Origin of the sequence: Streptomyces sp. WAC 06738, assembly GCF_003945505.1 — a bacterium.
Classification (GTDB): domain Bacteria; phylum Actinomycetota; class Actinomycetes; order Streptomycetales; family Streptomycetaceae; genus Streptomyces.
In genome coordinates this window covers 3,927,364-3,952,862 of sequence record NZ_CP029618.1, presented here as the reverse complement: position 1 = coordinate 3,952,862, position 25,499 = coordinate 3,927,364, and the positions used below count along the sequence as shown (strand labels likewise).

Sequence of the window (25,499 nt, the reverse complement as noted above, 5' to 3'; positions counted from 1 at the left end):
TGCCCCCGGTTACCGGCCGAGGCGGCCGCGGACCATCCCCATCATCGCGTTCAGCTCCTGGATCCGCATCCGCCGGGCGGCCACGTAGAAGATCGCGCCGAGGACGAGCGAGCCGACGAGGAGCGCCGCGAGGGACCCCGTGACGCCGTCGCCGAGCTTGTCCGTCACGGCCCACGCGGCCGCGCCGCCGGCGAGCGCCGCCGGGATGCTGGCGCCGATGAGGCGGGCGTACGTGCGGACGACGTGGGCGCCGTCCAGGTCGTTGGTCCCCATCCGCTGCTTCAGCCGCCGCCAGGCGACGCCGACGCCGACCATGTAGGCGACGCCGTAGCAGGCGGCCATGCCGATGACCGCGTGCCGGTCGGGGAGGAGGAGGAAGGAGATCGCCGAGCCGGTCGCGAAGACCGCGGCGACGATCAGGGTGTTGTAGAAGGGCGTGCGGGTGTCCTCGTAGGCGTAGAAGCCGCGCAGGACGACGTACTGCACGGAGAAGGGGATCAGCCCGAGGCCGAAGGCCATCAGGACGTACCCGATCGAGGTGGCGGCGTCGCTGCCGACCGCGGCGAAGAGCAGGGTGCACATCGGGATGCCGAGCGCGACGAGCGCGAAGGCGATCGGCACGATGGCGACGGCCGAGGTGCGCAGGCCGTGCGAGATGTCGTCGCGCACCGCGTGGGGGTCGCCGTCGGAGGCGGCCCGGGAGATGCGCGGCAGCATCGCGGCCATCACCGACACCGTGATGATCGCCTGCGGCATCTGCCAGATCAGCAGCGCGTTCTGGAAGGCCATGATGCCGGTGCCCTTGTGGCCCACCTCGGCGGCGGACTCGCCGGCCCAGGTGGCGAGCTGCGTGACGACGAGCATGCCGGCCTGGTTGGCGAGGACGAAGAGGAACGTCCACTTGGCGAGCTTGGCCGCCTTGCCGAGGCCGTGGCCCTTCCAGTCGAAGCGCGGCCGGATCCTGAAGCCCGTCTGCCGCAGGTACGGGATCATTGCCAGCGACTGCACCACGAGGCCCAGGAGCGTGCCGACGCCGAGGAGCCGCACGCCCTCCGCCGGGATGGTGGTCTCGTCCATCGCCGAGGAGTCGGAGGTGCCGTAGACCCAGAGGAAGAGGCCGAAGGTGGCGATGATGACGATGTTGTTGAGGACCGGCGTCCACATCATCGGGCCGAAGCTGCCGCGTGCGTTGAGGATCTGCCCCATCACCACGTGGATGCCCATGAAGAAGATGGTGGGCAGGCAGTACTGCGCGAAGGTGATCGCGACCTCGTTGGAGTGCGGGTTGTCGGCGATCTTCACCGACATCGCGCGGATGAGCAGCGGGGCGGCGAAGACCGCGATGAGGACCATCCCGCCGAGGATCACCGAGACGAGGGTCAGCAGCCGGTTCGCGTAGGCGATGCCGCCGTCGGGGTCGTTCTTCATCGCGCGCACGAGCTGCGGGACGAAGACGGAGTTGAGGCCGCCGCCGATGGTGAGGATGTAGATCATCGTCGGCAGCGTGTACGCGACGGTGTAGGTGTCGCCGAGGACCGCGACGCCCAGGGCCGCGGAGATCACCAGCGTGCGCAGGAAGCCCGTGATGCGCGAGACGAGGGTGCCGGCGGCCATGACGGCGCTGGAGCGCGCCAGGCTCGCGACGCGGCCGCCGCGGCGCTGCGGCGGTACGGGCGCGGGCGCCGCCGCGGGCTGCGGCTGGAGGCCCGGCGGCGGCTGCGGGGCGCGCTGGTCGCGGAAGAGGTGGGCGAAGGCGTCCGGCTCCGGCTGTGCCGGCCGGCCCGCCCCGGTGACGAGGTCGTCCATGCCGACGAACTGGGTGGTCTCGTCGCCGTAGCGCAGGTGCCGGGTGGGCCCGTCGGGCTCGGGCGCGGGCGGGTCGGCCCACTGGCGGGGGTCCGTGCGGTAGTGCGGCGGGGGCGGCTGCTGGTACGGCGGCTGGGCGGCGGGCTGGCTGCCCGCGGGCGGCGGGGGGTGGGCGGCGTGGTCGTAGAACGCGTCGCCGAGGGGGTCGGCGCGCTGCTGGTACGGGTCGGGCGCGTAGGCGTCCTGGAGGTACGGGTCGTGGGAGTAGGGCGCTGACGGGCCGGGCGCGGCCTGGGCGGCGGCCTGGGCGTACGGGTCCCGGGGGTCGGCGTGCGGGTGCTGCGGCTGCCCGCCCTGGGGGTGGTGCGGCTGCTGCGGGTAGTGCGGGGCCCGGGGGTCGCTCTGCTGGTACGGGGAGCGGGGGTCGTGCGGCGCCTGGGCGGAAGGCTGGGGGTACGGGTCGGCGGGCCGGCCGTAGGGGTCCTGGCCCTGCCTGCCGTACGGGTCGGGCGCGCCGCCGGGCTGCTGCCCCTGGTGCGCGGGGGCGCGGGCCGGCCGTACTGATCGGGGTGGGCCTGCTGCGGGGGACCACCGTGCTGCGGCGGCTGCGGCTGCCCGTAGTGGGGCTGCCCGCCGTGCTGGCCGGGCTGTGCGTACGGGTCCTGCGCCCCCGGGTGGGCCTGGGGCGGGTGCTGGGCGTACGGGTCGGCAGCGGCGGGGTGTCCGTAGTGGCCCGGACCCCCCTGGCCGTACGGGTCGGCGGCCGGCGGGGCGTAGTGCTCCTGCGGGTACTGCGCGTACGGGTCCTGGACGGGCTGCTGCGCGTAGGGGTCGGGCGCGTACGGATCGGCGTTCTGCTGATCGGCCGGGGACTGCTGGTGGGCAGGCTGAGGCGACCCGGCGGGCGGAAGGTTCGCGGGATCGCCGGTGCCCTGACTGCGGTCACCGTCGTACGGCGCGTTCATCGACACCCCACAAGGGTCATGGCCGGCCTGGAAACGGCCTGGTCGTTCTCACCGCTCCACTCTCTCACTGGCACCCGACCGGGCACCGCTTTCCGTGTCGGTGTCGTCGGCGCGGTCGCTCCCGGTGAGGTGCGTTCCGTGTGTCTCCTTGTCGGCTTCCCCGGTATCGCCGTCGCTACCGGGATCCGCCGAGTCCTCCGGGCTCCCGGCACCGCCGGTGCCGCCGTCCCCGTCCCCGTTTCCGTCCTCGTCCCCGTTCCCGTCCGCCTCTTCGCCCGTCTCCGCGGTCCGGGCGGCGCGCTTGCGCTGCGAGTACATGCGTACCCCGGCGAGGACGAGCAGGAGGATCCCGGCGCCGATGACGAGCAGCACCGTGGAGGTGATGGACGTCACCTCCACCTGGAAGGTCTTCTTCGCGCCGAAGGGCTTGCCGTCGGCGGTGTAGAGCTGGGCGGTGATGGTCACCGGGCCGCTGGCCCGCGCGGACGCCTCGAACTTCACCGAGGTGCTGTGGCCGCCCGCCACCTCGATGGACTGCCGCTCCTCCTCGATCCGCAGCCGGCTGGGCACGTCCGACGTCAGCCGCAGCTCCAGCCCGCGGACGTTCTGCAGGAGGTTGTTCTGCACCGTCACCGGGATCGTGCCGCTGTTGCCGGAGAGCGTGAGGTCCGACTTGTCGATGAGCTGCACCTGCGAGGTGAGGTCCTCCAGGTAGCCCTGCACCTCCCGCCGGAACGCCTCCGCCTCCGTCTTCCGCCCGCGCCACTGCGTGGACATCTCCCGGAGCAGCGCGTTGCCGAAGGGAACGGTGACCCGGAGGCTGTTGTCGAGGATGACGGAGAAGTTGTCGAGATGCTGCCGGGTGTCGAGGATCCGCTCGAAGGCCGCGCGCGGGATCTCCTGCTTCCGCAGCTTCTTCGGATACGCCCCGGTGCTCGGCACCGTCCGGTTGGCGCCCGGGTCCGCCGGCTCCACCGCGGCGCTGCTGAGGTTCAGCGGCGTCATCCACGTGCTGGTGTCGAGGCCGCCGAGTGCCTCGGCCATCGCCTGTACCTGGCCGAGCGTGGGGGTGCGCTGCGGCGCGACCACGATGCTGCGCTGCAGATTGGGCTGCTGCAGCGTCGTCACGAGGGTCTGGGCCAGGTACTCCTGGATGGCCAGGGAGTAGGTCTCCGCCCGGCTCATGTCCCCCTCGAAGGCTCGGGAGAGCTGTGCGTCGGCCACCAGCGCCTTCCGGCCGCCGCCGATGGGGCGGGCCGCGGTCGGCGTGTACGACAGGCCGCTCTCGGTCATGCTGTCGCTGCGGGCGAGGATCCACTGCGCCCCGGCCGCGCCCGCGACGCCGACGATGCGCTTGTCGATCGCGCCCTCCGCCGGCCAGGCGAGGTCGGTCTCCGGCTCCAGGTGGAGCTCGGACTCCACGGTCGTACGGGCCAGAGTGGTGGCGTCACCGAGCTGGTCGAGGGTGCCGGAGACCTTGCGGCCGCGGTGGGCGATGGCGGCCAGGTCGGGGTCGCCGAAGGGGAGCGCGACGACCTCGCGGCCCTTCACGGCGTTCCGCAGGTCGGCCAGCCACTGCCGGGCGGTGTCCTGGCCCTTGCCGGGGACGGTCTCGCCGTCCTCGTCCACCACGTTGTACGCCTCCGTCATCGCGGACGCCGTGGCCAGCAGGTCCGGGTCGATGACCCACGTCACGGGCAGCTCCTCGCCGAGCGCGACCATCTGCTGCAGCCGGCCGCCGGGCTCCATCTGCTCCAGCAGCCGGTCGCTGGCGAGCACCGGCGTCTGCGTCTGCTGCTCGTCCGGCTCGGTGCGCGCGGTGAGCTGGGGGGTGGCGATGACGGGCCACACGAAGGTGAGCCGGGTCTTGGTCGACAGGTCGTCGGGCTGCCAGGGGAGGAAGGTGTGCTCGATCCCGAGCACCTGCTCGTAACCGGCGTCGGCGGAGGTGCCGCTGAGGGAGACCGCGAGCTGGTAGACGCCGGGCGCGTCCAGCGGCAGCCGGTTCACGGGGATCGTGATGCTGAAGTCGCGGCTCATCCCGGGAGCCAGGGTCTTCAGCTCCTCGGTCCCGGGGCCGTCGATCTCCGCCCCGTCGTAGTCCGAGAGCCAGCCAGTGCGCTCGGTGGCCTGGGTGACCTCGCTGCGGCTCGTCAGCGGGCCGCTGAGGCGCAGGGAGACATGCGGGTCGGTGATCTTGGCGTCGGTCTTGTTGGTGACCTTGCCGGAGACCGTCAGATCGTCGCCCCCGGAGGGAACGGAGGGGTTCAGATAGTCCACGGACACGTTCACCGAGCGGGAGCCGGACGGCTGCGCGTGGGCCGTGCCCGCCGTCGGAACCTGCACCAGTGCGGCCGGCAGCAGCAGCGCCACGAGCAGCAGGGCGGTCAGCAGCCGCCGGTGGGCCGGGGGACGGGCGGGAGAGCCGCCCGGGGACCCGGTCAAATGTGCCAGCTCGGCCACGCGCTCGCCCGTCCTCATAGTCCTCGTGCCCGGCCCGCGGCCTTGTGCCGCCTGCCTTGGACCCCGATGGTAACGAGGTACGGGACGCCGGGTGGCGGGGACCGCGTCAACCTCCGGGCGCTCCGCCGCCTGATCGGCACCCGGGCCGTACGGAGAGGCCGCGGAGGGTGGCCAGTTGCGGTCCGGCGGCGCACGGGCCGTACCCTGTTCTGTTGTGCCGAATGCCCGCGAAGACCACCGAACCCAGCAGGCCACGCTCAGCCGTGCCCAGCGCAGCGCCGTCAGCGAGCTGCTGCGCGTCTCCCCCGTCGCCGACGACCTGGCGCACCGCTTCCAGGATGCCGGCGCCCGGCTGGCGCTCGTGGGCGGCTCCGTCCGGGACGCGCTGCTCGGCCGGCTCGGCAACGATCTCGACTTCACCACCGACGCCCGCCCCGAGCAGGTGCTCGACATCGTCCGCCCCTGGGCCGACGCGGTGTGGGAGGTGGGCATCGCGTTCGGCACCGTCGGCTGCCGCAAGGGCGAGCTGCAGATCGAGATCACGACGTACCGCTCCGAGGCGTACGACCGGACGTCCCGCAAGCCCGAGGTGTCGTACGGCGACTCCATCGAGGAGGACCTCGTCCGCCGCGACTTCACGGTGAACGCGATGGCCGTGGCGCTGCCGGAGAAGGAGTTCGTCGACCCGCACGGCGGGCTGGACGACCTGGCGGCCCGCGTGCTCCGCACCCCCGGCACCCCGGAGGAGTCCTTCGGCGACGACCCGCTGCGGATGATGCGGGCCGCCCGGTTCGCGGCCCAGTTGGGCTTCGAGGTGGCGCCGGAGGTCGTCGCGGCGATGACGGACATGGCCGCGCGCATCGAGATCGTGTCCGCCGAGCGGGTGAGGGACGAGCTGAACAAGCTCCTCCTGGCCCCCCGCCCGCGCCTGGGTCTGCACCTCCTCGTGGACACCGGGCTGGCCGGGCACGTGCTGCCCGAGCTGCCCGCGCTGCGGCTGGAGCGCGACGAGCACCACCGGCACAAGGACGTCTACGAGCACTCCCTGATCGTGCTGGAGCAGGCCATCGCGCTGGAGGAGAACGGGCCCGACCTGGTGCTGCGGCTCGCGGCGCTCCTCCACGACATCGGCAAGCCGCGCACGCGCCGCTTCGAGAAGGACGGCCGGGTCTCGTTCCACCACCATGAGGTGGTGGGCGCCAAGATGACCAAGGCCCGGATGACGAAGCTGAAGTACCCCAACGACCAGATCAAGGACGTCTCCCGCCTGGTCGAGCTGCACCTGCGCTTCCACGGCTACGGCACCGGTGAGTGGACCGACTCCGCCGTGCGCCGCTATGTGCGCGATGCCGGGCCGCTGCTGGAGCGGCTGCACAAGCTGACCCGCTCCGACTGCACCACCCGCAACAAGCGCAAGGCGCTGGCCCTGCAGCGGGCGTACGACGGGCTGGAGGAGCGCATCGCCCGGCTGCAGGCGCAGGAGGAGCTGGACGCGATCCGTCCCGACCTCGACGGCAACGAGATCATGAAGATCCTCGGCATCGGCCCCGGGCCGGCGGTCGGCGGCGCGTACCGCCACATGCTGGAGCTGCGGCTGGAGCACGGGCCGATGGGCCATGAGGCGGCGGTCGAGGCACTGCGCGCGTGGTGGGCGGAGCAGAACCCGCCGGCGTAGGGCCTACGGGCCCGTAGGCCGGCGACGTACCAGGACGGCGGCGGCTCCCCGGGCGCGGGCCTCACGTTTCACGTGAAACATGGGGCTCGGCGCCGCCCTCCAGGACCGGCGGGTGCTCCTGTTCCACGGGCGCGTGTTTCACGTGAAACATCGACAAGGCGATGACCGCGAAGATCACCGAGACTCCCGCCACCAGCAGCGCCGAGCGCCCGTCCGCGGGCAGCAGCGCCGAAGCGGCGGCCGCAGCGCCCACGAACGCGACGTTGAAGAGCATGTCGTAGAGGGAGAAGACCCGGCCGCGGTACGCGTCGTCCACCGACGACTGCACCACCGTGTCCGTCGTGATCTTGACGCCCTGCGTGGTCACGCCGAGGACGAACGCCGCGACCAGCATCGGCCCCGGCGCGAAGGAGAGCGCCAGCACCGGCGTCAGCACCGCCGCCAGCGCCGCGCAGAGCGTCATCCAGCCGGACCGGCCCAGCCGGGTCACCAGCGACGGCGTCACCACCGCAGCGACGAAGAACCCCAGCCCCGACAGCCCGACGGCCACACCGAGCAGCGCCATGCCGTCGTCCTCGCCGTCGGACCAGGCGTAGCGGCAGAGCATCAGCAGCATCACGGTCAGCGCACCGAAGCAGAAGCGCATCAGGGCCATGGCGGACAGCGCCTGTGCCGCCTCGCGCCGCTCACGCAGATGCCGTACCCCCGCGACGAGCCCGCGCGCGGTGCTGGCGACCGCCGCCCTTATCCGCGGCAGCACCAGCTCCGGGTCCGGCCCCAGCGCCCCCGGCGCCATCCGCAGCGACGCCATCGCCGCGCAGAGATACAGCCCCGAGCCGACCAGCACCGTCAGCGCGTCCGCCGTGCCCCCTTTGGGCCCGGCCAGCCCGACGAGGAAGGCGACGCCACCGCCGGCCGTGGCGGCCAGGGTGCCCGCGGTCGGCGACAGGGAGTTGCCGACCACGAGCTGCTCCTCGGTGTCCACCACGCGCGGCAGCGCGGCGGAGAGCCCGGAGAGCACGAAGCGGTTGACGGCGGTGACGGAGAGCGCGGACAGATAGAACAGCCAGTCCGGCACCCCGGCCAGCAGCAGCGCCGCCGTGCCCGCGGCGAAGACGGCGCGCAGCAGGTTCCCGTAGAGCAGCACCTGCCGGCGCCGCCAGCGGTCCAGCAGCACGCCCGCGAAGGGGCCGACGAGCGAGTACGGCAGCAGGAGCACCGCCATAGCGGAGGCGATGGCGGCCGGCGAGGTCTGCCGCTCGGGGGAGAAGACCACGTACGCGGCGAGCGCCACCTGGTAGACGCCGTCGGCGCCCTGGGAGAGCAGCCGTACGGCCAGCAGCCGGCGGAAGCCGTGCAGCCGCAGCAGGCTGCGGAGGTCGCGGACAACGGGCATGGCGTTCAGCATCACATGCCCAGGGGCCCCGGGCTGCAGCCCGGGGCCCCTGAAGACGGCGAGTCGTCGGCGGTGGAGTGGCGCTCAGCGCTCGACTTCGCCGCGGATGAACTTCTCCACGTTCTCCCGCGCCTCGTCGTCGAAGTACTGCACGGGCGGGGACTTCATGAAGTACGAGGACGCGGAGAGCACCGGGCCGCCGATGCCGCGGTCCTTGGCGATCTTCGCGGCGCGCAGCGCGTCGATGATGATGCCCGCGGAGTTCGGGGAGTCCCAGACCTCCAGCTTGTACTCCAGGTTGAGCGGCACCTCGCCGAAGGCGCGGCCCTCCAGTCGCACGTACGCCCACTTGCGGTCGTCCAGCCAGGCGACGTAGTCCGACGGGCCGATGTGCACGTTGTGCTCGCCCAGGTCGCGGTCGGGGATCTGGGACGTGACGGCCTGGGTCTTGGAGATCTTCTTGGACTCCAGCCGGTCACGCTCCAGCATGTTCTTGAAGTCCATGTTGCCGCCGACGTTGAGCTGCATCGTACGGTCCAGGATGACGCCCCGGTCCTCGAAGAGCTTCGCCATGACGCGGTGCGTGATGGTGGCGCCGACCTGCGACTTGATGTCGTCGCCCACGATCGGCACGCCGGCCGCGGTGAACTTGTCCGCCCACTCCTTGGTGCCCGCGATGAACACCGGCAGCGCGTTGACGAAGCCCACGCCGGCGTCGATGGCGCACTGCGCGTAGAACTTCGCGGCGTCCTCGGAGCCCACCGGCAGGTAGCAGACCAGCACGTCGACCTGCCGGTCCCGCAGCACCTGCACGACGTCGACGGGCTCCTCGGCGGACTCCTCGATCGTCTCGCGGTAGTAGCGCCCGAGGCCGTCGAGCGTGTGGCCGCGCTGCACGGTCACGCCGCTGTTGGGCACGTCGCAGATCTTGATGGTGTTGTTCTCGCTCGCCCCGATGGCGTCGGCCAGGTCGAGGCCGACCTTCTTGGAGTCGACGTCGAACGCCGCGACGAACTCGACGTCACGGATGTGGTAGTCCCCGAACTGGACGTGCATCAGCCCGGGCACCCGGCTGCCCGGGGCGGCGTCCTTGTAGAACTCGACGCCCTGCACGAGGGACGCGGCGCAGTTGCCCACGCCGACGATGGCTACACGAACCGAACCCATTGACGGTTGCTCCCTGTTCTTCGTTGAGGCCGTGCCAGGGCAGGGCCTCAGATGGCGGTGTCGTCGGACGGATCCGGCCGGGTGCTGTCCCGGTCACGGGGCAGGCCGCCCGTCTCTGCCGAACCGGCGTTCCCCGAAGGGCGCTCGTCGCGCCCCGCCCGTTCGCTCTCGATCAGCTCGGTCAGCCAGCGCACCTCGCGCTCGACGGACTCCATCCCGTGCCGCTGCAGCTCCAGGGTGTAGTCGTCGAGTCGCTCGCGCGTGCGCGCCAGCGACGTCCGCATCTTGTCCAGGCGCTCCTCCAGCCGGCTGCGCCGGCCTTCGAGCACCCGGACCCGTACGTCACGCGACGTCTGGCCGAAGAAGGCGAAGCGGACGCCGAAGTGCTCGTCCTCCCACGCCTCGGGCCCGGTTTGGGCGAGCAGTTCCTCGAAGTGCTCCTTGCCCTCGGCCGTCAGCCGGTAGACGATCTTGGCGCGCCGGCCCGCCAGCGGTACGGCGGGACCGTCCTGGGGTGCAGGAGCGGTCTCCTCCGTCAGCCATCCCTGTGCGACGAGAGTCTTCAGACAGGGATAGAGGCTGCCGTAGCTGAACGCGCGGAACACCCCCAGCGAGCTGTTGAGCCGCTTCCGCAGCTCGTAGCCGTGCATGGGGGACTCGCGGAGCAGACCGAGGATGGCGAATTCCAGGATGCCTGAGCGCCTGCTCATCGCCGCCTCCTTCCGTGCCGCGGATGTCCCGCTCTGGTATACCGGGCCGATGTGTCGCACCGATGTGTCGCGCGGATGTATCGACTCGATACATCTAAACGATAGGGCGGTGCTCGGGCAGCAGCAAGTGAGGGTTCTGTGAACGGCGTCACATCGGCTTGACCGGGCGCGCCGAAGTGTCCGGTAAAGCGCGTAATACCCGGCGCAAAGCGGGCAACGCCGGTGCGTACTCTGTTCCGCATGCTGTCCGAAGGGAACCGGGAGCCGCATGCGGACGTCTTCGTCCTCGGTACAGTGCGGCTGGTTGCCAGAGGACAGAGAACCGGTCGTGCATCGGGGGGACCGGCTGACAGAAAACGCCCACAGGCGATGCCACCTGTTCGAGGAGTAGTCCCTTCATGAGCGAGCACCGTCGCAAGCCGCCGAACAGCGGCCGCGGAGGAGGCCGTCACGGCGCGCACTCCGGCCGCCGCGGGACGCCCGGCGCGGACGGGAGGGCCTCGGCCGGCCGCCGGGCCGCCGGAGGCGGCGGTGGCAGAAGGAGAGCCCCCGACGGGAACACCGCCTACGGTGCGGGTGCCGGAGCCGGTGTGGGCGCGGCGGCCGGAGCGGCCGCCGGGCACGGCCGCAGCCACTCCGCCGCCGGCGGCTACGACGGCCCGCGCCGCAGGCGCCGCCCCGAGCCGCCGCCGCGGAAGCGCTTCATCGACTACCCCCGCTCCAACCACACCGGCCTGCGCCGCTGGCTCCCCTCCTGGAAGCAGGTCATGGGGATGTGCGTGCTCGGGTTCGGCGCACTCGTCGGGCTCTTCTTCCTCGGCTACATGCTGGTGAGCGTGCCCGACGTCGCGGCCGCCGCCCGGGCCCAGAACAACGTCTACTACTGGTCCGACGGCACCCAGATGGCGACGTACGGCGGTGAGAGGAACCGCCAGATCGTCGATCTGGAAGACATCCCGAAGGAGATGCAGAACGCGGTCATCGCCGCGGAGAACGCCACCTTCTACTCCGACCCGGGCATCGACCCCAAGGGCATCACCCGCGCCGTCATCAACATGGCGGGCGGCGGCTCCACCCAGAGCGGCTCGACCATCACGCAGCAGTACGTGAAGAACGCCATGCTCGACGACCAGTCGCAGACGCTCTCCCGCAAGGTCAAGGAGCTCTTCGTCTCCATCAAGGTGGGCGCGAAGGTCGACAAGAACGAGATCCTCGCCGGGTACCTCAACACCGCGTACTACGGCCGCGGCGCCTACGGCATCCAGGCGGCCGCCCAGGCGTACTTCCGCGTCGACGCCGAGAACCTCAAGCCCGACCAGTCCGCCTTCCTCGCCGCCGTCCTCAAGGGCCCCGACCTCTACGACCCCCAGGGCGGCTCCGTCCCGGGCGCCTCGCCGGAGGACAACCGCAAGCGCGCCGAGGAGCGCTGGGAGTGGATCCTCGACCGGCAGACCGAGGTCGAGCTGGACGGCCAGAAGATGATGTCGCCGGCCGAGCGGGCCAAGTACGACAAGTTCCCCAAGATCGAGAAGTACAACCCCAGCGCGGGACTGACGGGTCAGAAGGGCTATCTCATCGAGACGGCCAACAGATACGTCCTGAAGAACTCCAACATCGGCAAGGAAGAGCTGGAGCGCGGCGGCTACCGCATCTACACGACCTTCGACAAGAAGAAGGTCGCGCAGATGGAGAAGGCGGTCGACGATGCCCGCAAGGAGTACCTCGACCCGAAGACCCGGGAGAAGGACAAGTACGTCCAGTTCGGCGGGGCCTCCGTCGATCCGACGTCGGGGAAGATCGTCGCCCTCTACGGCGGCGAGGGCTTCGACAAGGACCACTTCACCAACAACGCCGACACCCTCGGCGTCCCCGTGGGCTCCACCTGGAAGCCCTTCGTCCTCGCGTCGGCCTTCGAGAACGGCACGTACCGCAGCGAGGGCGAGCCGATCTCGCCCGAGAGCAAGTACAACGGCAACAACAAGATCATCATCCGGGACCAGAACGGCGACCCCATGCCGGGCCCGGACGGTGAGGACTTCAGACAGGTCAACGAGAGCGACTACCCCTACGGGTACGTGACGCTGGAGAAGGCGATGGGGCTGTCCATCAACTCCCCCTTCGTCCAGCTCGGCGTCGACGTCGGTCTGTCGAACGTCCAGAAGACCGCCGCGTCGGCGGGCATCCTCGAGGAGTCCATGCCGAAGCGTGAGGATCTGGACGCCTCGTTCTCGCTCGGTACGTCCACCCCCAGCGCCATTCGCATGGCCAGCGCCTACGCGACCTTCGCGGCCTCCGGCGAGCACATCGAGCCGTACTCGGTGACGAAGGTGATCAAGAAGGGCGACGAACTGCCGGGGTACGACGACCACCCCACCCAGCGCGGCATGGACGCCAACGTCGCCGACAACGTCACCAAGATCCTCAACGAGCAGGTGGTGAACGGCGAGTACGGCGAGCTGGGCGAGGGCACCGGCGCCGCCGCCAAGGACCTGGGCCGTCCCGCCGCGGGGAAGACCGGTACCACCGACGAGAACAAGTCCGCGTGGTGGGTCGGCTACACCCCGCAGTTGTCCACGGCGGTCACCCTCTTCCGCACCGACCCGCGGAGCGAGAAGCAGGAACTCCTCTCGATGAACGGGACCGGCGGCTTCGACTCCATCCACGGTGGCCAGATCCCGACCGAGATCTGGACCAACTACATGAAGGAAGCCCTCAAGGGCACGGAGGTCATCGAGTTCCCGGTCCCCGACCCGCTCGGCGACATCGTCGACGGCGGCGGCGTCCCCAGCCCCACCCAGTCGTCGATCGACCCCGAGCCGACCGAGACCGAGCCCAGCGAGGAGCCGGACGACCCCACCAGCAGCCCGCCGCCCTCGACGTCGCCCCCGCCCAGCCAGACGTGTGAGCCGTGGGACCTGGAGTGCCAGTCCGGCGGCGCCACCAACGGCGGTGATCCCGGCGGTGAGACGAACGGGGAGACGACCACCGGTGAAACGAACGGAGAGACGACCACCGGTGAGACGACCGGGGAGACGGACAGCGGCGGCCAGCCCAACGGCGGCGGCAACGCCGGATCGAACGGCGGCGACGACGGCGGAGGACTGATCCCCTGACGTCCGCCGCCCCGCCCCCGCCCCGGGCCGCCGTGTCCTGAGCGGCCCCGCGGGAGCCCCGGCCCCGGCCCCGGTCGCCTCTGCGCGGCCGGGGCCGGCCCGTTCCACCGGGCGCGGTGCACGTACGCCCGCCTGCGCCCCGCCCCCGTACGGCAGGATGGCCCCATGACGAGCGTGGACCACGACCCGGCCCGGCGGCCGGCCGCCGCCCCGGCGCCGGACGAGCCGCCCGTCGCCCCCACCCGGCACGACGAGATCGCCGCCCGCGGCAGCGAGGTCCTTGGCGGCCCGCTCGGGCGCCGGGCGCTGCTCGGCGGCTCCTGGTGGACTCCGGTGCGGGTGATCGCGCTCGTGGCGATCGGGATGTTCGCGCTCGGCATGGTGCAGAAGTACCCGTGCTACGACGGCGCCTGGTTCTCCGGCGCCAACGCCCAGTACACCCGCGCCTGCTACTCCGACATCCCGCACCTCTACCAGGGCCGAGGCTTCGCCGACGACCTCACGCCGTACTTCGACCGCATCCCGCCGGAGGCGTCCGGCGGGATGGAGTTCCTCGAGTACCCGGTGCTCACCGGGCTGTTCATGGAGGTCGCCTCCTGGCTCACGCCCGGCGGCGACGACCTCGTGCACCGCGAGCAGGTCTACTGGCTCGTCAACGCCGGCATGCTGATGATCTGCGTCGCGATCGTCGCCGTCTGCGTCGCCCGTACGCACCGGCGCCGGCCCTGGGACGCGCTCCTCGTCGCCCTCGCCCCCGCGCTCGCGCTCACCGCGACGATCAACTGGGACCTGCTCGCCGTCGCCCTCACCGCCGCCTCGATGCTCGCCTGGTCCCGCAGCCGTCCCGTCGCCGCCGGCGTGCTCCTCGGCCTCGCCACCGCCGCCAAGCTGTACCCCGTGCTGCTGCTCTGGCCCCTGCTGCTGCTCTGCCTGCGCGCCGGGCGGCTACGGCAGTTCGCCACCGCGACCGCCGCCGCGGCCGGCGCCTGGCTCATCGTCAACCTGCCCGTGATGATCAGGGCGCCGGACGGCTGGGCGAAGTTCTACACCTTCAGCCAGGAGCGGGGCGTCGACTTCGGCTCGTTCTGGCTGATCATCTCCCAGCGCTCCGGCGAGCCCCTGGACGACGCCAACATCTACGCCGCCGCCCTGATGGTCCTCGGCTGCCTCGGCATCGGCGCCCTCGCGCTCGCCGCGCCGCGCCGCCCGCGCTTCGCGCAGCTCGCGTTCCTGATCGTGGCGCTCTTCATCGTCACCAACAAGGTCTATTCGCCGCAGTACGTGCTCTGGCTCATCCCGCTCGCCGCCCTGGCCCGGCCGCGCTGGCGCGACTTCCTCATCTGGCAGGGCTGCGAGGTCGCGTACTACATGGGCATCTGGCTCTACCTCGCCTACACCAACGGCGGCGAGGACGCCAAGGGCCTGCCCCCGGACGGCTACCACGTGGCCATCGCCGCGCATCTGCTGGGCACGCTGTACCTGTGCGCGGTGGTCGTACGGGACATCGTGATGCCGGACCGCGATCCCGTGCGCCGCCTCGGCGACGACGACCCCGGCGGCGGCGTCCTGGACCGGGCGCGGGACGTGCGGGTGCTGGCCGAGGCCGGCCACGGGCGGCACGCGGCGGGCGTGCACGGCGGGCCGGGCTTCGGGGGCGGGCCGGGTGCGCCGGACGCCCCGGGAGCGGGCGGAGCGCCGGGGGCGATGCGCGTGCGGTGGGGTGTGGAACGTAGCGCGCAGGCGGGCCGGGTGTCCCCCATCGAGTGACGTCGCACGGCGTCCGACCGGGCATTCTGAGCGGTTGGTCAGGGGCGGGCGGTCCACTCCGGACACGAGTGAGGGCCCGGAGCCGCGGCTCCGGGCCCTTCGTGCGTCCTACGCCGTACGCGGCACGCTCCGTGCCGTACGCGGCGGGCGAACCGCTAGCGCTCCACCACCCGGTCCGGCTGCGTCGTCGTGTGCCGCAGATGCGCGACCATCTCGTCCCCCTGCACCGGCGCCGACGACTCCGCCGGCAGGTACAGGATCGACACCTGCATGTGCGGCGGCTCCGCGAACCACCGCTGCTTGCCTTCCCACACGAACGGCGACAGGTTCCGGTTCACCGTCGCCAGCCCCGCCCGCGCCACGCCCTTGGCCCGCGGCGCCAGCCCGTGCATCGCCTTCGGCGCCTCCAGGCCGACGCCCTGCGACGTACCGCCGGCGACCACCACCAGGTGGCCGTCGCCCGACACCTTCTGCTGCCGGTAGCCGAAGCGGTCGCCCTTCGCCACGCGCGTGACGTCCAGCACCGTGCCCCGGTAGTGCGTCGCGTCGTGGTCGCCCAGCCACAGCCGGGTGCCGATCCGCGCCCGGAAGCGCGTCTGCGGGAACTGCCGCTGCAACTGCTCGAACTCGTCCGCCCGCAGATGGCTCACGTACATCGTGTGGAGCGGCAGCCGGGCCGCGCGCAGCCGGTCCATCCACGCTATGACCTCGTCCACCGCGCTGGAGCCGTCCGTACGGTCCAGCGGCAGGTGGATCGCGAAGCCCTCCAGCGTCACGTCCGACAGCAGCGACGCCAGCTTCGGCAGCTCCTCCTCCGTCACGCCGTGCCGCCGCATCGAGCTCATCACCTCGATGACGACCCGGGCCCCGACCAGCCGCCCCACCGCGTCCACCGACGCGACGGTGCGGATTACCCGCGTCGGCAGCGGGACGGGCTCCTCGGTGAGCTGGTAGGGGGTGAGGACGAGCAGGTCGCCGCTGACGAAGTCGCGCGCCCGCGCCGCCTCGTACACCGTGCCGACCGCCAGCGGACTTGCCCCCAGCCGGCCGGCCTCTGCGGCCAGGCGCTCGTGGCCGAAGCCGTAGCCGTTGCCCTTGCAGACGGGGACGAGTCCGGGGAACTGCTCCAGGATGTGCTGCTGGTGTGCGCGCCACCGCGCGGAATCGACGTAGAGGGTGAGCGGCATGGCGGTCGATGTACCTTCCTTCGCGGTGTCGGGGGCTCTTTCCTTCGCGCGCAAGTCCGCTGCTTCGCGTGAAGTCGCCGTGGTCAGCGGCGGGACATGTAGATGTCGAGAGCCTTGTGGAGCAGCTTATTCAGTGGGTAGTCCCACTCGCCCAGGTATTCGGCCGCCTGCCCGCCCGTGCCCACCTTGAACTGGATCAGCCCGAAGAGGTGGTCGCTGTCGACGAGCGCGTCGCCGATGCCGCGCAGGTCGTACACGTGCGCGCCGGCGGCGTGCGCGTCCTTCATCATCTGCCACTGGATGGCGTTCGACGGGCGCACCTCGCGCCCGTGGTTGGCGGAGGCACCGTACGAGTACCACACGTGCCCGCCCACCGTCAGCATCGTCGTCGCCGCCAGGCACTCGCCCTGGTAGAGCGCGAAGTACAGCCGCATGCGGCCCGGCTCCTCGGCGTTGAGCACCTTCCACATGCGCTCGAAGTACCCCTGCGGCCGGGGCCGGAACTTGTCGCGCTCGGCCGTGATCTCGTACAGCCGCTGCCATTCGCCGAAGTGCTCGAGACCGCCCTGCACCACCTCGACGCCGGCCTTCTCGGCCTTCTTCACGTTGCGCCGCCAGAGCTGGTTGAAGCCCTTGAAGATCTCGTCCAGGGACCGCCCCGCCAGCGGCACCTGGAAGACGTACCGCGGCTGTACGTCGCCGAAGCCCGCACCGCCGTCCTCGCCCTGCTGCCAGCCCATCCGCCGCAGCCGCTCGGCGACCTCGAAGGCCTGGGGCTCGACGACGTCCGCGTTGACGTCGCGCAGCCGCTTGACGTCCGGGTCCGCGATGCCCGCCTTGATCGTCGGCGCCTCCCAGCGGCGGATGATCACCGGCGGGCCCATCTTCACGGAGAACGCGCCCTGGCTCTTCAGATGCGCCAGCATCGGGGTGAGCCACGCGTCGAGGTTCGGCGCGTACCAGTCGATGACCGGCCCCTCCGGCAGATACGCCAGATACCGCTTCACCTTCGGCAACTGCCGGTACAGCACCAGCGCCGCGCCCACCTGCCGGCCGTCGGCGTCGAACCAGCCCAGGTTCTCCGCGCGCCACTCGGACTTCACGTCCGCCCACGCCGGGATCTGGCAGTGGCTCGCGGCGGGCAGACTGCGGATGTACGCCAGATGCTGCTCGCGGCTGATGGGCTGCAGGGTCAGGCTCATGGCGGCGCTCCTCGTGCTGCGGCGGGTTGCCGACTGCGGCAGGCTTCTCGCGGGTGAAGCCTACTGCGGGCGCACCTCACCCCAGGAGGGAAGGCCCCAAGCGGCGGGGCCGTGCAGACACGGAGAGCGCCGGTGGTGTAAGGCGGCGGTGCCGTACGGATCAGAGGGAGAAGCCCCCGCGCGCCATCGCCAGGAAGAACCCGAGGCCGGACGCCCCCAGCCCCAGGAGGATGAGGAACCGCTCCCTGGTGGTCACGGAGATCATCTGTCCCCACGCCCCGGTGACGATCCCGATCAGTCCCGCCCAGGTCGCCGGCACGTGCAGGCCGCGCCACTGGGCCAGGACGAGCGCGATCGCCCCGACGGTGAGGGTGATGGCCAGGAGCGTGTCCTGGGCGACGTGGTACTCGCCGTCGCTGGCGAAGAGGCCGATGTTGCGCTGCGGGGGCTGTACTGCCTGAGGCATCAGGGCACCTCCATGCCCTTATGGCGGCGCCGGGCTCCAGAGTCGTACGTGACGCCGCTCACACCCGATGTGTACAGATTGCCGGGAACCGTGGCCGGATTTCAACCGGAAGGGCCGCTGCGGGTACTGTGTACGGTCTGTAGCGGAGTCTGCCCAGGCCACCCCACCGCACCGGCGCCCCATCCGGCGCCGCCCCCGCGGTTGTCAGTGCCGGGCGCTACCGTTGCGACGCAATGAAGAACCTCCTGCCACGGAGAGACCGTGGCCGCCGAGTCCAGAGGAGGTGGGTTCCACAATGCGTCACTACGAGGTGATGGTCATCCTCGACCCCGATCTCGAGGAGCGTGCAGTCTCCCCGTTGATCGAGTCCTTCCTGTCCGTGATCCGTGAGGCCAAGGGCAAAGTGGAGAAGGTCGACACCTGGGGCCGTCGTCGTCTCGCTTACGAGATCAAGAAGAAGCCCGAGGGCATCTACTCGGTCATCGACATCCAGGCCGAGGCCGATGTCGTCAAGGAGCTCGACCGGCAGATGAACCTCAACGAGTCGGTGCTGCGGACCAAGGTCCTGCGCCCCGCAATCCACTGACCGCAACCGACGAGCAGACCGCGTACGGCCCGTCCGGCGACGGACGGACCGCGTACGAGTAACCGGACCGACTGAACCGACAGCGCTGGCCGTGCTCACCGCACCGGGCAGCACTGAGAGTACTGACAGCACTGACAAGCCAGACCGCACCACCCGGCAGCAACCGCGAGAGGTCAAGACATGGCAGGCGAGACCGTCATCACCGTCGTCGGAAACCTGACCGATGACCCCGAGCTGCGCTTCACGCCGTCCGGCGCGGCCGTCGCGAACTTCACGATCGCGTCGACCCCCCGGACGTTCGACCGGCAGACCAACGAGTGGAAGGACGGCGACCCGCTGTTCCTCCGCGCGTCGATCTGGCGCCAGGCGGCGGAGAACGTCGCCGAGTCGCTGACGCGCGGCACGCGCGTGGTTGCCCAGGGCCGGCTCCGCCAGCGTTCGTACGAGACCCAGCAGGGCGAGAAGCGGACCGTGGTGGAGCTGGAGGTCGACGAGATCGGCCCCGCGCTCCGGTATGCCACCGCCAAGGTCACCAAGACCACCGGCAGGGGCGGCCAGGGCGGCGGCTTCGGCGGTGGCGGCGGCCAGCAGGGCGGCCAGGGCGGCGGCTGGGGCGGAAACCCCGGTGGCGGCCAGGGCGGTCAGGGTGGCGGCGGCCCGCAGGGCGACCCGTGGGCGACGTCGGGCGGCGGTCAGCAGGGCGGTCAGGGCGGCGGCTGGGGTGGGAACTCCGGCGGCGGCCAGGGCGGCCAGGGCGGCGGTTACTCGGACGAGCCCCCGTTCTGATCCCGGGCTTCCCGGGGCGTGACGAGCGTGCTCGTACACCACACTTCTTGATCACACTGGAGTAAGAGACATCATGGCGAAGCCGCCTCCGCGCAAGCCGAAGAAGAAGGTTTGCGTCTTCTGCAAGGAGAAGATCTCCTACGTCGACTACAAGGACACGAACCTGCTGCGGAAGTTCATCTCCGACCGCGGCAAGATCCGTGCCCGCCGGGTCACCGGCAACTGCACCCAGCACCAGCGTGACGTCGCCACGGCCGTGAAGAACAGCCGGGAGATGGCGCTGCTGCCCTACACCTCGACCGCGCGCTGACTGGGAGGGTGAGACAAGCATGAAGATCATCCTCAAGGGCGAGGTCTCCGGCCTCGGTGCCGCGGGCGATGTCGTCGAGGTCAAGGACGGGTACGCCCGCAACTACCTGATCCCCAACGGGCTGGCGATCCGCTGGACCCGCGGCGGGGAGAAGGACGTGGCGCAGATCCGCCGCGGCCGCAAGCTGCGCGAGATCGCCTCGGTCGAGCAGGCCAACGCCGTCAAGTCGGAGCTGGAGGGCGTGCAGGTGCGCCTGTCCACGCGCGCCGGCGCCAGCGGCCGGCTCTTCGGCGCCGTCACCCCGGCCGACATCGCCACGGCGATCAAGCAGGCCGGCGGTCCGGACGTCGACAAGCGGCGCATCGAGCTGTCCGCGCCGATCAAGAGCCTCGGCGCCCACCAGGTGTCCGTACGGCTGCACCCCGAGGTCGACGCGAAGGTCGGCGTCGAGGTCGTGGCCGGCTGACGCCGTTCGGCGACGGGTAGGACGAAGGACGGGCCGCGCCCTTGCGGGGGCGCGGCCCGTTCGCGTACCGGGACGGCGGGCTCACGCGGGCCGGGCACCTACGGCGCTGCGCGCGGCCCGTACCCGTACCGGGGCTACGCCCGGACGGCGCCCGTGACCAGCCACCGCCCGGACCGTGCCCGCAGCCACAGCGTCACCAGCCGCGTCAGCATCATCAGCCCCATCGACCACCACACGGCCGTCAGCCCCCCGCCCAGCGACGGCACCGCCAGCGCCACGGGCGCGAAGACGGCCAGCGTGAGCAGCATCGCCCAGGCCAGATACGGGCCGTCGCCCGCGCCCATGAGCACGCCGTCGAGCACGAAGACCACCCCCGCCAGCGGCTGCGTCACCGCGACGACCAGCAGCGCGGGCAGCAGCACGTCGTGCACCCCCGCGTCGTCCGTGAAGAGGGGCAGGATCAGCGGCCGGGCGGCCACCACCAGCGCGCCCAGCACCGCGCCGGTCGCCACCCCCCACTGCACCATCCGCCGGCACGCCTCCCGCGCCCCGTCCACGTCCCCCGCCCCCAGATACCGGCCGATGATCGCCTGCCCGGCGATCGCTATCGCGTCCAGCGCGAACGCCAGCAGCGACCAGATGCTCAGCACCACCTGGTGCGCGGCGACGGACTCGTCCCCGAGCCCCGCCGCCACCGCGGTCGCGATGAGGCCGATGGCGCGCAGCGAGAGGGTACGGATGAGCAGCGGCACCCCGGCCCGTGCGGAGGCGCGTATGCCGGCCGGCTGCGGGCGCAGCGCGGCGCCGTGCTTGCGGGCGCCCCGTACGACGACGACGAGGTAGACCGCGGCCATCCCCCACTGGGCGAGCACGGTGCCCCAGGCGGAGCCGGCGATGCCGAGGCCGGCGCCGTAGACGAGGGCGACGTTGAGCACGGCGTTGGCGGTGAAGCCGCCGATGGCGACGTACAGCGGCGTGCGGGTGTCCTGCAAGCCGCGCAGCACGCCGGTGGCGGCGAAGACGATGAGCATGGCGGGGATGCCGAAGGCACTGATGCGCAGATACGTCACCGCGTACGGCGCGGCGGTGTCGGAGGCGCCGAAGAGCCCGACGAGCCCGGGCGCGGTGGGGACGGTGACCGCGACGAGCACGGCGCCGAGCAGCGCGGCGAGCCAGATGCCGTCGACGCCCTGCTGGATCGCGGAGCGCAGATCGCCGGCGCCCACGCGGCGGGCGACGGCGGCGGTCGTGGCGTAGGCGAGGAAGACGAAGACGCTCACGGCGGTGGTGAGGAGCGCGGCGGCGACGCCGAGCCCGGCGAGATGCGGGGTGCCGAGGTGGCCGACGATGGCGCTGTCGGCGAGCACGAAGAGCGGCTCGGCGACGAGGGCGCCGAAGGCGGGGACGGCGAGGGCGACGATCTCGCGGTCGTGCCGCCGCCGGGTACGGCGTCGCTGCTCGCCGGGCGTGCCCTGGCCGGCGGCGGTGGTCGCGGGGACGTCGTGCATGCAGCAAATCTAATAGTCCACAGGTAACAGACGCAACAGGCTACGGGCACTTACAAGATGACGTGTACGGGGTGATCACGCGCGGCGTGCGCCGCGACCTCGGCCCGGCGGGGAAAGTTTTTCTCCTCCACCGGGGGTGGACGAAGAATCAGCAGGTCAAACGGGTGATCGCGGAGCGATAGTGTGCTTGTCCACAGCACTGTCCCCCGGCTCGTACACAGCTTTCCCCAAGTAATCCACAGGTTGGGCGCGGCTTTCCACACCCCCTGTGGATAGCGCAATTGGCGACAGCCCGCCGCGGACCTACCGTTGACCCTCCCCCCTGCCGGCAGCGGCGCCGTCGCCCCCGCGGTCCGGGGGCCCGGCCGACGCGCCGGAAGCGGAACGCCGCGGGCGATTTGTCACTGGCGTGCCGTAAGAAAGAGGGGCGCCCTGAGAGGTCCGCCGCGAGGCGGGTGGGAGGAGGTGGGGGCAGCCGTGTCAGAGCACGGGGACTATGTCGACACCATGCCGGGGGACGTCCGTCCACTGCGCCGCGAGGACCGGCACGGCCGGCCGGACCAGCCCGCGCCGGAAGACCCCTGGGGCCCCGGCGCCCCCGCCGCCTTCGAGCGCGTACCCCCGCAGGATCTGGACGCCGAGCAGTCCGTCCTCGGCGGCATGCTGCTCTCCAAGGACGCCATCGCCGACGTCGTCGAGGTCCTCAAGGGCCACGACTTCTACCGCCCGGCGCACGAGACGGTCTACACCGCGATCCTCGACCTCTACGCCCGCGGCGAGCCCGCCGACCCCATCACCGTCTCCGCCGAGCTCACCAAGCGCGGCGAGCTCGCCCGCGTGGGCGGCGCGTCCTACCTCCATACCCTCGTCCAGTCCGTCCCCACGGCCGCCAACGCGGAGTACTACGCCGAGATCGTCCACCAGCGCGCCATCCTGCGCCGCCTGGTCGAGGCCGGCACGCGGATCACGCAGATGGGATACGCGGCCGACGGCGAGGTCGACGACATCGTCAACTCCGCCCAGGCCGAGATCTACGCCGTCACCGAGCAGCGCACCGCGGAGGACTACCTTCCCCTCGGCGAGATCATGGAGGGCGCCCTCGACGAGATCGAGGCCATCGGCTCCCGCAGCGGCCAGATGTCCGGCGTCCCCACGGGCTTCACCGACCTCGACTCCCTCACCAACGGCCTCCACCCCGGCCAGATGATCGTCGTAGCCGCCCGCCCCGCCATGGGGAAGTCCACGCTCGCCCTGGACTTCGCCCGTGCCTGTTCGATCAAGAACAATCTGCCGAGCGTCATCTTCTCGCTGGAGATGGGACGCAACGAGATCGCGATGCGGCTGCTCTCCGCGGAGGCCCGCGTGGCGCTGCACCACATGCGCTCCGGCAGCATGACCGACGACGACTGGACCCGCCTGGCCCGCCGGATGCCGGAGGTGACGGGCGCCCCGCTCTACATCGACGACTCGCCGAACCTGTCGATGATGGAGATCCGCGCCAAGTGCCGCCGGCTGAAGCAGCGCAACGACCTGCAGATGATCGTCATCGACTACCTCCAACTGATGCAGACGGGCGGCTCCCGCCGCCCGGAGAGCCGCCAGCAGGAGGTCTCGGAGATGTCCCGGAACCTCAAGCTCCTGGCCAAGGAGCTGGAGGTCCCGGTGATCGCCCTCTCCCAGCTCAACCGCGGCCCGGAACAGCGCACCGACAAGAAGCCGATGGTCTCCGACCTCCGTGAATCGGGATGCGTCACCGCGTCGACCCGCGTTCTGCGAGCCGACACCGGCAGCGAGGTCACCATCGGTGAGCTGCTCATCCGCGGCGAGAAGGACATCCCGGTCTGGTCGCTGGACGAACAACTCCGGGTCGTCCCACGGACGATGACGCACGTCTTCTCCAGCGGGGTCAAGGAGGTCTTCCGCTTGCGGCTCGCTTCGGGCCGGGAGATCGAGGCGACGGCAAACCACCCGTTCCTGACGTACGACGGCTGGACCCCCCTCGGCGAACTCGCCGCGGGCTCACGTATCGCCACACCGCGGCAGATCAGAGGGCCTGTGCAGCAGAGGGCCTGGCCCGAAGCCGAGGTGATCATGCTCGGGCACCTGCTCGGAGACGGCTGCATCGCACCGCGCCAGCCTGTGCACTACACGAGCAACGACGAGGCCAACCTCGCCGCGGTGGAAGAGGCGGCGGCGCACTTCGGCATCACTCCCCGGCGTACTGCCCAAGGCACCTGGTCGCACGTTTATCTGCCCGCCCCCTTCCGCCTCGCACGCGGACGGCGCAACCCCATCGCCGCCTGGCTGGACGGCATGGGCCTGTACGGCAAACGCGCGCACGAGAAATTCCTCCCGCGCGAGTTGTTCGCCCTGCCCGACGAGCAGGTGCGGCTCTTCCTGCGCCACTTGTGGGCGACGGACGGTTCGGTGACGGTGTCGGGTTCCGGCGCTGTCCGCGTCTACTACGCGACAACGAGCGAACGTCTCGCTCGGGACCTACAGCAACTTCTGCTGCGCCTCGACATCCGCGCCCGACTGCGGGCAGTGGGCAACACCACCGGCCGTCCCGGCTGGACCGTGGATGTCTCCGGGGTGGACGACCAACGTCGGTTCCTGCAGAACGTCGGCGTCCATGGCGACCGCTCCCGCCATGTCGTCTCCGCGGTGGAGCGCCTACGACACGTGCAGGGCAACCCCAACGTCGACACCGTCCCGCGCGACGTCTGGGAGCGGGTTCGCGAGCAGATGCGTGAGCAGTCCCTGACGACGCGCGCTTTCCAGGCGGCACTGGGCACCAAGTACTGTGGAAGCGCGCTCTACAAGAGGTCGCCCGGTCGAGTCCGGCTCGGGCACATCGCGGAGATCCTGCAGAGCGCGGATCTGGAGATGCTTGCGACCAGCGACGTGTTCTGGGACGAGGTTGTCTCGATCGAGGCCCTGGGCGAGCAGGAGGTCTACGACGCCACCGTGCTCGGCACGCACAACTTCATCGCCAACGGGATCAGCGTGCACAATAGTATCGAACAGGACGCAGACATGGTCATCCTGTTGCACCGTGAGGACGCGTACGAAAAGGAGTCGCCACGGGCCGGCGAGGCGGACCTGATCGTCGCGAAGCACCGCAACGGCCCGACGGCGACGATCACGGTGGCGTTCCAGGGCCACTACTCCCGCTTCGTGGACATGGCCCAGACCTGACCCGCGGCGTGTGGTGAGACAGCGGGGAGCTGCTCAGCGCCTCGTCTCGTACCTGGTCAGGACCACGCCGCCGGGAAACGTCCGCGTCTCCACCAGGTCCAGGTTCACCTGGCCGTCCAGCGCGGCGAAGAACGGCTTGCCGCCGCCCACCAGGACCGGGGCGGTGGCCAGCACGTACTCGTCGATCAGCCCGGCGCGCATGGCCGCCCCGGCGAGCGTCGCGCCGCCGATGTCCATCGGGCCGCCGTCCTCGGCCTTGAGCCGGGTGATCTCGGCGACCACGTCGCCGGTGACCAGACGGGCGTTCCAGTCGACCTTGTCGATCGTCGAGGAGAACACCACCTTCGGCATGTCCCGCCAGCGGCGCGCGAACTCGACCTCCGCCGGGGTGGCATCGGGCTGCTGGTCGCCGGTCGGCCAGTGGGAACTCATCGTCTGCCACAGCTTGCGCCCGTACAGAGTCAGATCGGTCGCCTGCAACTGGTCGGACCAGAACTGGAACAGCTCGTCGCTCGGCACGCCCCAGCCGATGTCGTCGCCGGGCGCGGCGATGTAGCCGTCCAGGGACACGTTCATGCCGTAGATCAGTTTCCGCATGGCGCCAGCCTTCCGTGGGTCGGTCTCACGCCTGCAGACCGGCGCGGCGAGGGAAACTCATCGGTGCACGATCTGAGCAATGAGCTGATGAGAGCCCTGTTCTCTGAACACACCCGCGAGACGCCACAGGG

The 25,499-nt window shown here is 71.1% G+C and carries 18 protein-coding genes; 8 read left to right on the top strand and 10 right to left on the bottom strand.

The features are described 5' to 3' along the window. Window positions 1–9: 9 nt before the first annotated feature. Both murJ and DMB38_RS17070 read right to left on the bottom strand, forming a co-directional pair. The gene (murJ, locus tag DMB38_RS17075; RefSeq protein ID WP_240662318.1) at window positions 10–1,806 is read right to left on the bottom strand and encodes a murein biosynthesis integral membrane protein MurJ; all 1,797 of its coding nucleotides are present in this window, start codon (window positions 1,804–1,806) and stop codon (window positions 10–12) included. 1,013 nt (window positions 1,807–2,819) lie between these two features. Continuing rightward, complete coding sequence (locus DMB38_RS17070; RefSeq protein WP_125939093.1) at window positions 2,820–5,216, bottom strand: DUF6049 family protein; 2,397 nt, start codon at window positions 5,214–5,216, stop codon at window positions 2,820–2,822. A gap of 232 nt (window positions 5,217–5,448) precedes the next feature. On the opposite strand from DMB38_RS17070, the gene DMB38_RS17065 reads away from it, so the two are divergent. Then, on the top strand, window positions 5,449–6,909 hold the full coding sequence (locus DMB38_RS17065; protein ID WP_125935918.1) for a CCA tRNA nucleotidyltransferase: 1,461 nt from the start codon (window positions 5,449–5,451) through the stop codon (window positions 6,907–6,909). Window positions 6,910–6,970: 61 nt separating this feature from the next. Here DMB38_RS17065 and DMB38_RS17060 read toward each other — a convergent pair whose 3' ends face one another. The 3 genes from DMB38_RS17060 to DMB38_RS17050 form a co-directional block, all read right to left on the bottom strand. Further along, the gene (locus DMB38_RS17060; RefSeq protein ID WP_164716027.1) at window positions 6,971–8,305 is read right to left on the bottom strand and encodes an MFS transporter; all 1,335 of its coding nucleotides are present in this window, start codon (window positions 8,303–8,305) and stop codon (window positions 6,971–6,973) included. A gap of 84 nt (window positions 8,306–8,389) precedes the next feature. Beyond that, window positions 8,390–9,472: an inositol-3-phosphate synthase gene (locus DMB38_RS17055; protein WP_047016790.1), complete on the bottom strand. Its 1,083-nt coding sequence runs from the start codon at window positions 9,470–9,472 to the stop codon at window positions 8,390–8,392. Between the two features lie 47 nt (window positions 9,473–9,519). Next, window positions 9,520–10,182, bottom strand: coding sequence for a PadR family transcriptional regulator (locus tag DMB38_RS17050; protein ID WP_047016789.1), 663 nt, complete (start codon window positions 10,180–10,182; stop codon window positions 9,520–9,522). Between the two features lie 398 nt (window positions 10,183–10,580). Between DMB38_RS17050 and DMB38_RS17045 the strand changes: the two genes are divergently transcribed. Next, window positions 10,581–13,295 carry a transglycosylase domain-containing protein gene (locus DMB38_RS17045; RefSeq protein ID WP_125935917.1) on the top strand — a complete coding sequence of 905 codons (2,715 nt, stop codon included), beginning with the start codon at window positions 10,581–10,583 and terminating at the stop codon, window positions 13,293–13,295. Between the two features lie 165 nt (window positions 13,296–13,460). Next, the gene (locus DMB38_RS17040; protein ID WP_125935916.1) at window positions 13,461–15,062 is read left to right on the top strand and encodes a glycosyltransferase 87 family protein; all 1,602 of its coding nucleotides are present in this window, start codon (window positions 13,461–13,463) and stop codon (window positions 15,060–15,062) included. Window positions 15,063–15,217: 155 nt separating this feature from the next. Here DMB38_RS17040 and DMB38_RS17035 read toward each other — a convergent pair whose 3' ends face one another. From DMB38_RS17035 to DMB38_RS17025, 3 genes are all read right to left on the bottom strand, one after another. After that, on the bottom strand, window positions 15,218–16,249 hold the full coding sequence (locus DMB38_RS17035) for an alanine racemase (RefSeq protein ID WP_047016786.1): 1,032 nt from the start codon (window positions 16,247–16,249) through the stop codon (window positions 15,218–15,220). 83 nt (window positions 16,250–16,332) lie between these two features. Further along, a complete protein-coding gene (locus DMB38_RS17030) occupies window positions 16,333–17,451 on the bottom strand; it encodes a peptidoglycan bridge formation glycyltransferase FemA/FemB family protein (RefSeq protein WP_125935915.1) in 1,119 nt (372 codons plus the stop codon). Window positions 17,452–17,611: 160 nt separating this feature from the next. Further along, window positions 17,612–17,917, bottom strand: coding sequence for a hypothetical protein (locus DMB38_RS17025; RefSeq protein ID WP_125935914.1), 306 nt, complete (start codon window positions 17,915–17,917; stop codon window positions 17,612–17,614). Between the two features lie 295 nt (window positions 17,918–18,212). Here DMB38_RS17025 and rpsF point away from each other — a divergent pair, with 295 nt between their 5' ends. The 4 genes from rpsF to rplI all read left to right on the top strand — a co-directional run bounded on the left by rpsF (window position 18,213) and on the right by rplI (window position 20,065). Next, window positions 18,213–18,503, top strand: coding sequence for a 30S ribosomal protein S6 (gene rpsF / locus DMB38_RS17020; protein ID WP_018838796.1), 291 nt, complete (start codon window positions 18,213–18,215; stop codon window positions 18,501–18,503). A 180-nt stretch (window positions 18,504–18,683) separates the two neighbouring features. Continuing rightward, on the top strand, window positions 18,684–19,289 hold the full coding sequence (locus DMB38_RS17015) for a single-stranded DNA-binding protein (RefSeq protein ID WP_047016783.1): 606 nt from the start codon (window positions 18,684–18,686) through the stop codon (window positions 19,287–19,289). A gap of 73 nt (window positions 19,290–19,362) precedes the next feature. Beyond that, on the top strand, window positions 19,363–19,599 hold the full coding sequence (gene rpsR / locus DMB38_RS17010; RefSeq protein ID WP_018838794.1) for a 30S ribosomal protein S18: 237 nt from the start codon (window positions 19,363–19,365) through the stop codon (window positions 19,597–19,599). Window positions 19,600–19,618: 19 nt separating this feature from the next. After that, window positions 19,619–20,065, top strand: coding sequence for a 50S ribosomal protein L9 (gene rplI, locus DMB38_RS17005; protein WP_027741613.1), 447 nt, complete (start codon window positions 19,619–19,621; stop codon window positions 20,063–20,065). 134 nt (window positions 20,066–20,199) lie between these two features. Here rplI and DMB38_RS17000 read toward each other — a convergent pair whose 3' ends face one another. Then, window positions 20,200–21,573 carry an MATE family efflux transporter gene (locus DMB38_RS17000; RefSeq protein ID WP_125935913.1) on the bottom strand — a complete coding sequence of 458 codons (1,374 nt, stop codon included), beginning with the start codon at window positions 21,571–21,573 and terminating at the stop codon, window positions 20,200–20,202. A gap of 507 nt (window positions 21,574–22,080) precedes the next feature. On the opposite strand from DMB38_RS17000, the gene DMB38_RS16995 reads away from it, so the two are divergent. Next, complete coding sequence (locus DMB38_RS16995) at window positions 22,081–24,771, top strand: replicative DNA helicase (protein ID WP_240662714.1); 2,691 nt, start codon at window positions 22,081–22,083, stop codon at window positions 24,769–24,771. 33 nt (window positions 24,772–24,804) lie between these two features. On the opposite strand, the gene DMB38_RS16990 is transcribed toward DMB38_RS16995, so the two are convergent. Continuing rightward, entirely contained in the window at window positions 24,805–25,368 is a 564-nt protein-coding gene (locus DMB38_RS16990) for a dihydrofolate reductase family protein (RefSeq protein ID WP_125935911.1), read from the bottom strand. Window positions 25,369–25,499 lie beyond the last annotated feature (131 nt).